Origin of the sequence: Saccharopolyspora halophila, from assembly GCF_039531955.1 — a bacterium.
GTDB classification, from domain to species: Bacteria; Actinomycetota; Actinomycetes; order Mycobacteriales; family Pseudonocardiaceae; genus Saccharopolyspora; species Saccharopolyspora halophila.
Genome location: NZ_BAAARA010000008.1, coordinates 67,511 through 79,906, shown reverse-complemented (window position 1 = coordinate 79,906; position 12,396 = coordinate 67,511). Strand labels below are relative to the sequence as shown.

General features: G+C 70.6%; 12 protein-coding genes. 7 read left to right on the top strand and 5 right to left on the bottom strand.

Annotated elements, in window-relative coordinates; translation table 11 throughout:
• Positions 1–12: 12 nt before the first annotated feature.
• Both ABD289_RS12905 and ABD289_RS12900 read left to right on the top strand, forming a co-directional pair.
• Complete coding sequence (locus ABD289_RS12905; RefSeq protein ID WP_344130813.1) at positions 13–1,143, top strand: cystathionine gamma-lyase; 1,131 nt, start codon at positions 13–15, stop codon at positions 1,141–1,143.
• Between the two features lie 362 nt (positions 1,144–1,505).
• Positions 1,506–1,940 carry a cysteine dioxygenase gene (locus ABD289_RS12900; protein ID WP_344130810.1) on the top strand — a complete coding sequence of 145 codons (435 nt, stop codon included), beginning with the start codon at positions 1,506–1,508 and terminating at the stop codon, positions 1,938–1,940.
• A 75-nt stretch (positions 1,941–2,015) separates the two neighbouring features.
• On the opposite strand, the gene ABD289_RS12895 is transcribed toward ABD289_RS12900, so the two are convergent.
• On the bottom strand, positions 2,016–2,675 hold the full coding sequence (locus ABD289_RS12895) for a pyridoxamine 5'-phosphate oxidase family protein (RefSeq protein WP_344130807.1): 660 nt from the start codon (positions 2,673–2,675) through the stop codon (positions 2,016–2,018).
• A gap of 59 nt (positions 2,676–2,734) precedes the next feature.
• Between ABD289_RS12895 and pdxR the strand changes: the two genes are divergently transcribed.
• Positions 2,735–4,153 (top strand): MocR-like pyridoxine biosynthesis transcription factor PdxR, encoded by a 1,419-nt coding sequence (gene pdxR / locus ABD289_RS12890; protein ID WP_344130804.1) that lies wholly within the window; start codon positions 2,735–2,737, stop codon positions 4,151–4,153.
• A 106-nt stretch (positions 4,154–4,259) separates the two neighbouring features.
• Positions 4,260–5,351 (top strand): D-alanine--D-alanine ligase family protein, encoded by a 1,092-nt coding sequence (locus ABD289_RS12885; protein WP_344130801.1) that lies wholly within the window; start codon positions 4,260–4,262, stop codon positions 5,349–5,351.
• Between the two features lie 223 nt (positions 5,352–5,574).
• On the opposite strand, the gene ABD289_RS12880 is transcribed toward ABD289_RS12885, so the two are convergent.
• Entirely contained in the window at positions 5,575–6,150 is a 576-nt protein-coding gene (locus tag ABD289_RS12880; protein ID WP_344130798.1) for a DUF3515 domain-containing protein, read from the bottom strand.
• 100 nt (positions 6,151–6,250) lie between these two features.
• A complete protein-coding gene (locus ABD289_RS12875) occupies positions 6,251–6,484 on the bottom strand; it encodes an Lrp/AsnC ligand binding domain-containing protein (RefSeq protein ID WP_344132022.1) in 234 nt (77 codons plus the stop codon).
• A 73-nt stretch (positions 6,485–6,557) separates the two neighbouring features.
• On the opposite strand from ABD289_RS12875, the gene ABD289_RS12870 reads away from it, so the two are divergent.
• Positions 6,558–7,547, top strand: a complete 990-nt coding sequence (locus tag ABD289_RS12870; protein ID WP_344130795.1) for a thiamine-phosphate kinase — start codon at positions 6,558–6,560, stop codon at positions 7,545–7,547.
• A gap of 142 nt (positions 7,548–7,689) precedes the next feature.
• Here ABD289_RS12870 and ABD289_RS12865 read toward each other — a convergent pair whose 3' ends face one another.
• On the bottom strand, positions 7,690–9,024 hold the full coding sequence (locus tag ABD289_RS12865) for an MFS transporter (RefSeq protein ID WP_344130792.1): 1,335 nt from the start codon (positions 9,022–9,024) through the stop codon (positions 7,690–7,692).
• 368 nt (positions 9,025–9,392) lie between these two features.
• Here ABD289_RS12865 and ABD289_RS12860 point away from each other — a divergent pair, with 368 nt between their 5' ends.
• A complete protein-coding gene (locus ABD289_RS12860) occupies positions 9,393–10,067 on the top strand; it encodes a uracil-DNA glycosylase (protein ID WP_344130789.1) in 675 nt (224 codons plus the stop codon).
• Positions 10,068–10,286: 219 nt separating this feature from the next.
• Here the strand turns inward: ABD289_RS12860 and rpmB are convergent, their stop codons facing one another.
• A complete protein-coding gene (rpmB, locus tag ABD289_RS12855; RefSeq protein WP_344130786.1) occupies positions 10,287–10,478 on the bottom strand; it encodes a 50S ribosomal protein L28 in 192 nt (63 codons plus the stop codon).
• Positions 10,479–10,787: 309 nt separating this feature from the next.
• Here rpmB and ABD289_RS12850 point away from each other — a divergent pair, with 309 nt between their 5' ends.
• On the top strand, positions 10,788–12,347 hold the full coding sequence (locus tag ABD289_RS12850; protein WP_425564667.1) for a DAK2 domain-containing protein: 1,560 nt from the start codon (positions 10,788–10,790) through the stop codon (positions 12,345–12,347).
• Positions 12,348–12,396: the final 49 nt, after the last annotated feature.

Below are 12,396 nucleotides of genomic sequence, written 5' to 3'. Positions count from 1 at the left end.
GGCGAGTGGGAAGTGGGCACTGTGGATCAGCAGCAGGACGAGTTCGGTGACGGGACCCGCGTGGTGCACGGGGGACACCCGGCTCCCGAGGGCGGCCGGCCGCTCTTTCCCGGGCCGGTGTTCGCCGCTCCGTACCACCTGGGTGAAACCGGGCCGAGCGGCGACTTCTACGGCCGGGCGGGGAATCCGACTTGGCGTGCGCTGGAGTCGGCGATCGGCGAGCTCGACGGCGGTCACTGCGTGCTGCTCCCCTCCGGGATGGCCGCTATCAGCACGGTGCTGCGCGCGGTGCTGCGCGCGGGGGACAAGCTGGTGCTGCCCTCGGACGGCTACTACGCGACCCGGCAGTTCGTGACCGACGAGATGGCCGAGCTGTCGCTGGACGTGCACGAGATCGCCACGCCGGGGCCCTGGGGCGACGAGGTGTTCGCCGGTGCCCGCCTGGTGGTGCTGGAAACCCCGTCGAACCCGGGCGGCGACGTCTGCGACATAGCCGAGCTGGCGAAGCGGGCGCACGCGGCGGGTGCGTTGCTGGCGGTGGACAACACCACGGCGACGCCGCTCGGTCAGCGCCCGCTGGAGCTGGGTGCCGACATCGTCATCGCCAGCGACACCAAGGCGCTCGCCGGGCACAGCGACGTGCTGCTCGGGCACGTCTCGGTCGGCGACGAGGAGCTCGCGCAGCGGCTGGTCCGGGCCCGCACCTTGTCGGGTGCGATTCCCGGGCCGTTCGAGACCTGGCTGGCGCACCGCAGCATGGGAACGCTCGATCTGCGCCTGGCGCGGCAGGCCGAGAACGCCGCAGCGTTGGTCGAAGCGCTGTCCGATCACCCGAAGGTGAGCGGGCTGCGCTGGCCCGGTTGGTCGCAGGACCCGTCGCACGAGCTGGCCCGGCGTCAGATGCGCCGCTTCGGTGGTGTTTTCCGCTTCGAGCTGCCCGATCGCGAGGCAGTGGAGTCCTTCGTCCGCCGCAGCGAGCTGGTCGTCGCGGCCACCAGCTTCGGCGGCGTGCACAGCACGATCGACCGCCGCGCCCAGTTCGGCGACCCGGTCTCGGAGGGCTTCGTCCGCTTCTCGGCGGGCTGCGAGGACCCCCAAGACCTGGTCACCGACGTCCTCAAGGCCCTCGGCAGTTCTGCCTGAAGCGCGCGACGGTTGTGACAGTTTTGCCTAAAACTGCGAGGCTTCGGTGCCCGGAATGTCCGGACAGTTATAGGCAAAACTGTCACCCCTCCACTCGTACGGGTGGGAGGTTCGTCACTGGTGTGGGGCGGCCCCGTGCCGGCGTGTTGACGGTCCGGCGCGGGGCTGGTTCAGTTCCGGGTGTGTTGACGAGTGCTATTGCTGTTCGACGGGGTCACATCGACCTGCACCGCGTCGCTAGCGCGCTCTGTCCGTGTCCTTCGTGTTGATCGCACTTCGCTGAAATCTCTCCCGGGTTGATGCCGCGCGTCTTCGCGCGTCCGCGTCCCCGGCTCTCCGCACGATCTTCGAAGGACATACCTGTGTTTGCTGTTCCGCCGGAAACCCTGGCCGCGCCCGCCGATCTGACCACCGCGCACCCGGTGCGCATCGCCCGCGAGTACGCCGCCGACCGCACTTCCTGGGCGTCGTTGCTGCGCTACGACCCGGACCGGCGCTGGGCCGGGCTGCTCGCGCGCACCGACGCCTACGAGGCCTGGCTGCTGAGCTGGCTGCCCGGTCAGCACACCGACCTGCACGACCACGGCGGAGCCACCGGCGCCTTCACCCTGCTGTCCGGCAACCTCACCGAGCGGGTCGTGCAGCGCGACGGCTCCGAGGTGCTGCACTCGCTGGTCGCCGGCCAGTCGCGGGTCTTCGGTCCGAACTACGCGCACCAGGTGCGCAACGTCGGCGAAGACCCGGCGGTGTCCATCCACGTCTACCGCCCCCAGCGGGCCAACCGCCCCATCGGCTGACCCGGGCTCGCGCGACCGGGAACGTTCCCGGCCGCGCATGCGGGTGGCCGCGACCCCGCGGGCGTGGTGGCGTGATCAGGTGCCCGGGTGCTCCCGCCGCGCGATGTGCTCGGGCACCGCGAAGCCCGCCGGGAGGTCGTCGGACGGGATCGGAGCCGCCCAGGACCGGTGCAGCGGGAGCACTCCCGCCCACGCGTCGTTGGCGGCGATGTCGGCTGCATCATCGCCCGGTCCTCCGGCGCGGACCTTGACCGAGGCCTCGGACAGGTCCAGGGCGATCACCGCGGTGGCGGCGAGCTCCTTCCTGTCGGGCTGCCTGCTGTGCTCCCACGAACCGGGCGCCAGCTGCTCGGAGATCACCCGCAGCCCCTCCCACTTCTCCTCGGGGGAGCTGACCGCTCGGGCGCTGCCGTGGATCACCGCCGAGCGGTAGTTGATCGAGTGATGCATCAGCGAGCGGGCGTAGACGATGCCGTCGAGGTGGGTCACCGCCACGCAGATCGCGACTCCCTCGCCGCCTTCGCGCAGGTTGCGAGCGCCCGAGGAACCGTGCAGGTAGAGGGTGTCGCCACTGCGCCCGTATCCGGTCGGCAGCACCCGGGGCGCGCCGTCGACGGTCATGCCGAGGTGGCAGACGAGTCCGGAGTCCAGGATCGCGTGCAGGTCGGACCGGTCGGTGCGGGAGCGCTTGGCGTTGCGGCGGACCGTGGACCGCTCGGTGGGCGAGAGAGTCATGCCATCAGCATCGGAGTCCGAGTGGCATCATCGAAGTACCAATCAGGAAGAATCTCGAAATGCCACAGGACGTGCCCGCGGCCGGCTCGCCGCTACTGGAACTGGCCATCGATCTGCGCCGCGACGGTCCGCTGCCGCTCGCCGTGCAGCTCGCCGACGCGTTGCGCCACGCGGCCACCATCGGTCAGCTGCGCGACGGCGATCGGCTGCCCTCCACCCGCGCGCTGGCGCGCCACCTGGCGGTCAGCCGCACCGTCACCGCCGCCGCCTACGAGCAGCTGCACGCCGAGGGCTGGATCGTCGGCCGTCGCGGATCGGGCACCTACGTCACCACCCGCCCACCGGGTGCGAGCGGGGAGACGCCGCGGCCGCCGGTGCCGGACGCACCCGCTTCCGAGGCGCCGAAGGTGGTGCTCACCCCGGGTGTTCCCTGGGCGGGCGGCATCGATCGAGCCGCCTGGCGGCGGGCCTGGCGCGCCGCCGCCGACATCGAACCCGACCTCAGGCCGCAGCGCGCCGGACTGCCCAGCTACCGCGAGGCCGTGGTCGAGCACTTGCTGCGCCACCGCGGGCTGCTGGTCGGTGGTTGGGCTCCGGACAACGTGCTCACCACCGGCGGGACCAGCACGGCGGTCGGCGAGCTCGCCGCGGCGGTGCTGCCGCGCGGCGCGAAGGTAGCCGTCGAGGAACCTGGCTATCAGCGGGCGGTCGGCGCGCTGCGGGCGGCGGGAGCCCGGGTCGTGCACGTGCCGGTCGATCACTCGGGACTGATCGTCGAGCGCATCCCGGCCGGTGTCGCGGCGGTGTACTGCTCGCCCGCCCACCAGTTCCCGATCGGCGGGCGTCTTCCGGCCGAGCGCCGGGTCGCGCTGATCGAGCGGGCCCGCGCCGAGGGCTGGCTGATCTTCGAGGACGACTACGACGGCGAGCTGCGCTACGACGTCGCACCGCTGCCGGTGCTGGCCTCGATGGCGCCGGACGTGGTGGTGCACCTGGGCACCACCAGCAAGATCCTCACCCCGACCCTGGGCGCGGGCTGGATGCTGGCCGCCGAGCCGGTCACCTCGGCGGTGCTCGAACACCGGGAACGCACCGGATCCGGCCCCGCGCCGGCCGGGCAGCGCGTCCTCGTCGAGCTGGCCCGCCACGGCGATCTCGGCAGGCACCTGCGCCGGTTGCGCCGCGAGCTGTCCCAGCGCCGCGCCCTGGTGGTCGAAGGGCTGGCCGCGGAGGGGGTCGAGGTCTTCGGCGACCGGGCGGGCGCGCACGTGGTCCTGCCGCTGCCGGACCTGGAAACCGAGCAGCGGTTCGTCGCCGAAGCCGCCGAGAAGCACGGCATCGTGCTCGACGGCCTGGGCAGGCACCACGACGGCACCCCGCGATGGCACGGTCTGGCACTGGGCTACTCCGCGTGCACGCGCGACGAGCTGGCCGCGGCGCTGCCGCTGCTGGCCCGGACCGTGCACCGGGCCGGGTAGTCCTCGAGCACGGCGCGAGCGGCCGGGCCGCGGATCGAATTCCGCCGCCCGCGCCGCGGCAGGACGTGTGCGGAGAGGACGCGGTCAGGCGGGTATCGTCCCGGCCATGACTCATGGCAAGACCCGGGTGGCGGTCGTCTTCGGCGGCCGCAGCACCGAACACGGCATTTCCTGCGTGTCCGCCGGTAGTGTCCTCTCGCACCTGGACCGGGACCGCTTCGAGATCGTGCCGGTCGGCATCACCCCCGAGGGCGCCTGGGTGCTCGGCACGGACGACCCGAAGCAGCTGACCATCAAGGACCGCGCGGTTCCCGAGGTCACTTCCGGGCAAGCGCTGGCCCTGCCCGGCGACGCGACCCGCAAGGAACTGGTCATGCTGGAGCCGGGGCGCGGTGGCGAGGTGTTGTCCGGGGTCGACGTCGTCTTCCCGGTGCTGCACGGCGCCTTCGGCGAGGACGGCACCATCCAGGGGCTGCTGGAGATGGCCGACGTGCCCTACGTCGGTCCCGGCGTGCTGTCCAGCGCGGCTTCGATGGACAAGGAGTACACCAAGAAGCTGCTGGCCGCCGACGGGATCGAGGTCGGCACCTACGAGGTGCTCCGCCGGGACGAGTCCACGTTGGACGAGGCGCAGCGGGAACGCCTGGGGTTGCCGATCTTCGTCAAGCCCGCCCGGGCGGGCTCGTCGCTGGGCATCACCAAGGTCACCGACTGGGCCCAGCTGGACGACGCCATCGCCGAGGCGCGCCGCACGGACCCGAAGGTGATCATCGAGTCCGGTGTGGTCGGCCGCGAGATCGAGTGCGGCGTGCTGGAGTTCCCGGACGGGCGCATCGAGGCCTCCGAGCCCGCCGAGCTGCGGGTGACGGCCGAGTCCGGCTGGTACGACTACGAGTCCAAATACCTCGACGACGTCACCGAGTTCGACCTGCCGGCCAAGATCGACGACCAGTCGATCGAAGAGCTGCGCGAGGTCGCCGTGCGCGCGTTCCGGGCCCTGGAGTGCCAGGGTCTCGCCCGCGTGGACTTCTTCCTGGCCGATGACGGGCGGGTGATCGTCAACGAGATCAACACGATGCCGGGCTTCACCGAGATCTCGCTGTTCCCGCGCATGTGGGCGCACAGCGGTGTGGAGTACCCGAAGCTGCTGGCGACGCTGATCGAAACCGCGGTCGCTCGCGGTACCGGCCTGCGCTGACCCGATGCGAAACCGGCCCGCTCCTCGACTGGGGGAGCGGGCCGGTTTCGTCGCGGGGGATGTCAGCCTGGGGTTCGCGCGGCGGTGCCGGGAGCGGCACCTCGGACGCCGCCGGGCTCCGGGTTCCGCGACTTGAGCAGCGACCTGCGCGGCGCTGCGGCGGTAGCCGCGGGCGGTGCGGGACGCACCGCCGAGCGAACCACGAGCTGCAGCGGCTCCCGGCTCACGGGAACACGGGACGCTTGGGCAGCGTCCGCTTCAGCACGTCCGAGAGCTCCTGCAGCGGGCCGGTACCGATGCCGGCTGGCGCGTTGAGCGCTACCCGAACACCGCGGTCCACGGCCAGCCACGAGACGTTTCCCGCCTCGTTGATCTCGAACCAGCTGACCCCGTTGACCACCATCAGCTGCGAGGTCCGGGTCAACTCGGCCGGGGAACCGATGCCGCAGCGCACCGTCACCGGATCGTGCTCGGCATCGCCCCACGCCACCGTCGCGGCCGGGGCCGGCTGCGCGATCTCCCGGCGCGGCACCGGTTGACCCTCCACGGTCAGCTCCTGCGGGAGGGCGGCGATGACCTTCGCGCAGTCCGGGCTCTGGGCCTGCGGCGCCGGGACCGGCGGCATCGCCAGCGGACCGGTGCGCCGCGCCTGCTCGGCCTGCTGCTCGGCCTGTTGCTGTGTGCGCTCGGTCCACCAGCCGTAGACGCCGACGCCTGCGACTCCCACGGCCAGGACGACGCCCAGCGCGATCGCGATGATCAGCACCGGGCGCGGCAGCCCTGTCTCGTCTTGCTCCACGTCCTACTACCCGTCTCCAACTCGTTCCGCGAGGCGGTGCGGATCCTCAGGGCGAATCCGCACTTCGCGGTAGCCTCGCACCCGATCCCGGGACAGGTTCTTACAGGTGCACGACCGGGCAGGTCAGGGTTCGCGTGATGCCCTCGACGTTCTGGATGTTGGCCACGACCATCTTGCCGAGCACGTCCACGTTCTCGGCCTCGGCGCGGACGATGACGTCATACGGACCGGTGACGTCCTCGGCGCTGATGATGCCCTGGGAACCGGCGATCTCGCCGGCCACGGTGGCGGCCTTGCCGACTTCTGTCTGGATGAGGATGTATGCCTGTACCACGGCGTGCCCCTTCGTATCGCCCATGTGCTCGGGGTAGGAAACTGGCAGAAAGCTACCCCATAGGACCGAGCGGATGCTCAAGGAAGGAAGGTCCCAGTTGGGTCCTGATTCGTCGCAGGACGCACAGACCATTTCCCAGATGGGTGAGTTCCGTCTCATCGATCGAGTGACGGCCGGTCGCGTTCAGTCTCCAGGTACGACGCTCGGCCCGGGCGATGACGCCGCTGTGCTGGCCGCTCCGGACGGACGCGTGGTGGCCTCCACCGACGTCCTCGTGGAGGGCGTGCACTTCCGTTTCGACTGGTCGAGCCCGCACCAGGTCGGCCGGAAGGCGGTGGCGGTGAACCTCTCGGACATCAGCGCCATGGGCGCGGTGCCCACCGGCCTGCTGGTCGGTCTGGCCTGCCCGCCGGAAACCCCGGCCGAGCGGGTCGATGAGCTCGCAAACGGCCTGTGGGAAGAAGCACAGCAGCTCGGGATCGGCATCATCGGCGGCGACATGGTGTCGTCGCCGTCACTGACGATCTCGATCACAGCGCTCGGGGATCTGCAGGGCAGGGACCCGGTGACGCGCTCCGGCGCCCGGCCCGGCGATGTCGTGGCGGTCGCCGGACGGCTGGGCTGGGCCGCCGCCGGGTTAGCCGTGCTGGGACGCGGATTCCGCTCCCCGGTGGCCGTCGTCGGCGCGCACCGCGTCCCGGAACCGCCGTACGAAGCCGGACCGCGGGCCGCCACGGGCGGCGCGACGTCCATGGTGGACACCTCCGACGGGCTGCTCGCCGATCTCGGCCACATCGCCGAGGCGTCGGGAGTGGGCGTCGACATCAACTCCGCGCAGCTCGGTGTTCCGCAGCGGCTCACCGAGGTCGCCTCCGCGCTCGGCTCCGATGCCCGGCACTGGGTTCTCACCGGGGGCGAGGACCAGGCCCTGGTCGCCACGTTCCCGCAGGGCACGCCGCTGCCCGCCGATTTCCGCCAGATCGGCGTGGTCGCCGAGGGAAGCGGTGTCACCGTCGACGGCAACACCTACCAGGGCCCTATCGGCTGGGAGCACTGGCGCTGAGCCCCTTCGCCGGCGGGGCCATCGCGGGTCGGCCGAGTCGGCGGGAGCAGGCGTGCGAATGCCCCCGGGTTTCGGCGGGCGGGTTCTTGGAGTCCTCGCCGTTCGTCGCCCGGGGGCATTCGCGCGTGGTGATGCGACCTCGTCAGCTCGCGGTCGTCGCCTCCGCAGGGGCGTCCTGCATCAGCGGCTGCTTCGCGGTCTCCTTCATCAGCAGAATCGGCACCAGGGCGACCAGTGCCGCGCCCATCAGGTAGAAGGCCGGGAAGTACGCGTTGCCCGTGCTGTTGACGACCGAGTCGTTGATCAGCGGGGCAGTACCGCCGAACACCGCGGTGGAGACGTTGTAGCCGATGCAGAAGGCCGCGTAGCGGACCTTGGTCGGGAACATCGCGGGCAGCGTCGAGGCCAGCGGGCCGATCAGCTGCACGTGACCGATGGCCAGCAGACCCAGGCCGAGCACGACGGTCAGCATCTCGCCCTGGCCGATCAGCCAGAACGCGGGCAGCGGCAGCACCAGGAAGCAGATCGCCGCCGACAGGAAGACCGGCTTGCGGCCCACCTTGTCCGAGAGCCTGCCGACCGGGGTGATGATGACCAGCATGAACGCCACCGTCAGCAGCAGCGGGACGAGCAGCTGGTATTCCTGCCCCTCCTCGATGTCCAGCACGGTGCCGAGGTAGGTCTCCATGTAGGTCAGGATCGTGTAGTTCGCGACGTTGATGAGCACCACGATGCCCATCAGGATCAGCAGCTCGCGCCACCAGTCGCGGAACATGTCCTTCATCGGTGACTTGGCCACCTTGTGCTCGGACTCCAGCGCCTTGAACGCCGGGGTGTCCTCCAGCTTCGACCTCAGGTACAGGCCGACGATGCCGAGCGGACCGGCCACCAGGAACGGGATGCGCCAGCCCCAGGCCTCCATCTGCTCGGTGGACAGACCCAGGATCAGGATGGTCGGGACCAGCGCGCCCAGGCCGAATCCGACGAGCGTGCCGAACTCGAGCCAGCTGCCCCAGAACCCGCGCTTGCGGTCGGGGGCGAACTCGGCGATGTAGGTCGCGGCGCCACCGTATTCACCACCGGTGGAAAAGCCCTGCAGCATGCGCAGCAGGAGAAGCAGCATAGGTGCGAAGATCCCGATGCTCGAGTAGGTCGGAAGCAGACCGATGAGGAAGGTCGAGCCCGACATCATCAGAATGGTGACCGCGAGGACCTTCTGCCTGCCGATGCGGTCGCCCAGCGGGCCGAAGAACAGGCTGCCGAGCGGACGCAGCAGGAATGACAGCGCGAAGGCGCCGAAGGCCGAAATCGTCTCCAGCGGGCCGGGGAAGAACTGATGCCCGACGTAGGCGGCGATGTAGGCGTAGACGCCGAAGTCGTACCACTCCGTGCAGTTGCCGATGGCCGCAGCGCCGACCGCGCGGCGAAGCAGCGACTTCTGGTCGGCCGAAGTTTCGGCGGTTTCGGGCGAAGTCATGAGTTTGCGGCCCACCTCCGGGTGTGTCTGCCACGGGCGTGGTCGTTCGGAACTCCGCAGAACCTAGCCGAGCGTCCAGGTCAGGGCCACCAAAAGGACAGGATTGTGTATTCCGATGTTATTTGATTTATGCAGAACGTCACGATCTTCCGTTGTGCGTCGGTGTAACTCGGCGTCGCTGATTTGACGGGCTAATTTGCTGGGTGACGGGCGAAAATGGCTCCATCGAAGTAGTGCCCGTCACGCGTGTGCGCCAGGTCTCGCAATCGTTACATCGGACGGGTGTGAGCTGAGGCACTATCCGCTCGTTTGGGGTGTCGTCGGGGTTGATCGACGAGCCGCTCGGGACGCTCGATAACCTACTGTGCATGGCCGCACGTCCGCTGCACGAAATCGTCGAGGCCGGCTGGGCGACAGCCCTGGAGCCGGTGGCCGAGCAGATCACCGCGATGGGTGAGTTCCTGCGCACCGAGGTCGCCGAGGACCGCACCTACCTGCCCGCGCCGCAGAACGTGCTGCGCGCCTTCCAGCAGCCCTTCCACGACGTGCGGGTGCTCATCGTCGGCCAAGACCCCTATCCGACGCCGGGGCACGCGATGGGGCTGAGCTTCTCGGTCGCGCCCGGGGTGAACCCGCCGCGCAGCCTGGTCAACATCTTCCGCGAGTACAGCGACGACCTGGGGCACCCGACGCCGTCCAGCGGCGATCTCACCCCCTGGGCCGAGCGCGGGGTGCTGCTGCTCAACCGCTCCCTGACGGTCAGTCCCGGCAAACCGGGCTCGCACCGCGGCAAGGGCTGGGAGCAGGTCACCGCACAGGCGATCAGCGCTCTCGCGGCCCGCGAGGAACCGCTGGTCGCGATTCTCTGGGGTCGCGACGCCCGCGATCTGCGGCCGCTGATGCCCGGCGTCGAGTGCGTGGAGTCCCCGCACCCGAGCCCGATGTCGGCGAACCGGGGCTTCTTCGGATCCCGTCCCTTCAGCCGCACCAACGAGATCCTGCAGCGCAAGGGCTGGGAGCCGATCGACTGGAAGCTGCCCTAGGTTCTGTTGGCGGCTGGAACCTGCGCGGTTCCGCGCGCCGCTCCGGATGTGACCCGCGTCGCGGCGTGCTCGCCGCGGCGCCGTTCGAGAACCCGCGGCGGTGCGGGCCGAGTCCGCGCTCGGATGGCGACTCCGTCGCCTCGCGCGTCGGCGAACGGCGTCGGGACAGCAAAAACCCCGGGGTGGTAGCCACCCCGGGGTTGTTCACTTCGGCTAGCGTCAGCCGCGAACGACCTTGCCCGCCTTCATGCAGGACGTGCAGACGTTCACGCGCTTGCGCTGGGACAGACCGATCTTCGCGTGAACGGTCTGGATGTTCGGGTTCCACCGGCGCCTGGTCTTCCGGTGGGAGTGCGAGACCGAGTTGCCGAAGCCTGGTCCCTTACCGCAGACGTCGCAGACGGCAGCCACGTCAGACACCCCTTACTTTGCTTGACGGTTACAGCGATGATCGCCACGCAAGCGCGCCACACCTCGTACGAGGGCACTTGCGTGAGCGCTTGCTGCTCACCGCCGGTGCGGCGGCCTGAGCCCGGAAGACTCCGGTCGCCCCGAGGTCATCGCCACCCGGGACCGAGTCAGAATAGCCCACCGCCGGTGGTTCAGTCCCAGGCGGGGGTCGAAGCGCGAAACCGTGCCTGGCCAAGCCTCCCGCCGGGGATCCGGCGACTAGTCTCGGGCAAACCGGATTCTGGCACGCGGCGTGGGAGGTTTCGCGGGGTGTTGCGGACGCTGAACGCGGCGGCGGCCCGCCGATGGGCGGACCTGGCCGTGAGCGCGCTGGCCGCCGAGCGCGAGGCGATCGACCGGATCAACGTGTACCCGGTGGCCGATGGCGACACGGGAACCAATCTGCTGCACACCATGCGCGCTGCGGTGCGGGTCCTGGACGAGACCGAACCGGACACGCTCGGCGGCGTGTGCGCGGCGCTGTCCAAGGGCGCGCTCGGCGGGGCGTGCGGCAACTCGGGCCTGCTGCTCTCGCAGGCGCTGCGCGGCATCGCCGAGAGCCTGCGGGACGTCGTGGCCGCCGATGGGCGAGGGGTGCGGTCCGCGCTGGTCCGCGCCGAACAGCTGGCGAGGCAGGCCGTCGCCGAACCAGCGGAGGGAACCGTGCTCTCGGTGCTGGGCTCCGCGGCGCGCGGTGCTCGGGACGCCGAGGAGTTGGGTGCGGTGGTGCACGGAGCGGCGCGGGCGGCCATCGATGCGCTGGCAGCGACCCCGGCGCAGCTACCGGCCTTGTCCGAGGCCGGCGTGGTCGACGCGGGCGGACGCGGGCTGGTGGTCTTCCTGGACGCCCTGCACGCCGTGGTCTGCGACGGGGAGTGGCTCGCCCCGCACGGCGGCGCGCTGCAGCCCGAGGTCGGCGAGCCCCTGGAGCACGAGTCCGGGTACGACTACGAGGTCATGTACCTGCTCGCGGAAACCGACACCGAGCGGGCCGATGAATTGCGCGCGCGGTTGCGCGGGCTCGGGGACTGCGTGTCGGTCGTCGGTGACGGCGTCGATTCCTGGGCCGTGCACGTGCACTGCGACGACATCGGCGGCGCGATCGAAGCGGGCATCGAGACCGGCCGGGTGCACCAGATCAAGGTGACCCGCTTCGCCGACCAGCAGGAGGCCCACGCGCGCGAGGTCGCGGTGCTGGCCTGCGTTCCCGGTGCCGAGCTCGGCGAGCTCTTCGCCGCGGAGGGAGCCGATGTGCTGGTCGTCGACGAGGTCGAGGTCGACCGGCTGCGGGAGGCGCTGGAGAACACCTCCGCCGCGCACGTGCTGGTGCTGCCCAACGACCCGGAGACCGCAGCGGTGGTCGAACGCGCCGTCGCGGGCTCGACCGAGGGGCGCGAGGTCGTCGTGGTGCCCACCGCCTCGCCGGTGCAGGGCCTGGCCGCGCTCGCCGTGCACGATCCTGGTCGACGACGCGCCGACGACCAGGTCACGATGGCCGAGGCCGCCGCGGCGACCCGGCGCGGCGAACTCCGCATCGCCGATGCCGAGGCTCTGACCTGGGTGGGCCGTTGCAGGCCCGGCGACGTCCTGGGCCTCATCGACGGAGAAGTTGTCCTCATCGGCCCGGACCTCACCGCCGCCGCTCAGAACCTGCTGACCAGGATGCTCACCACCGGCGGCGAACTCCTGACGACCCTGGTCGGCGAGAGGGCTCCCTCCGAACTCGTGACGGCCATCGATGACCATCTGCGCCGCGTCCACCCCGAGGTGGAGGTGGTCACCTATCCGGCGGGCCCGATGCCCGCGGTGCTGCTCATCGGCGTCGAGTAGCGAGCTCGCCGCCGGCGGACCCCGGGCGATCAACGCTTCTGCCGTGGTG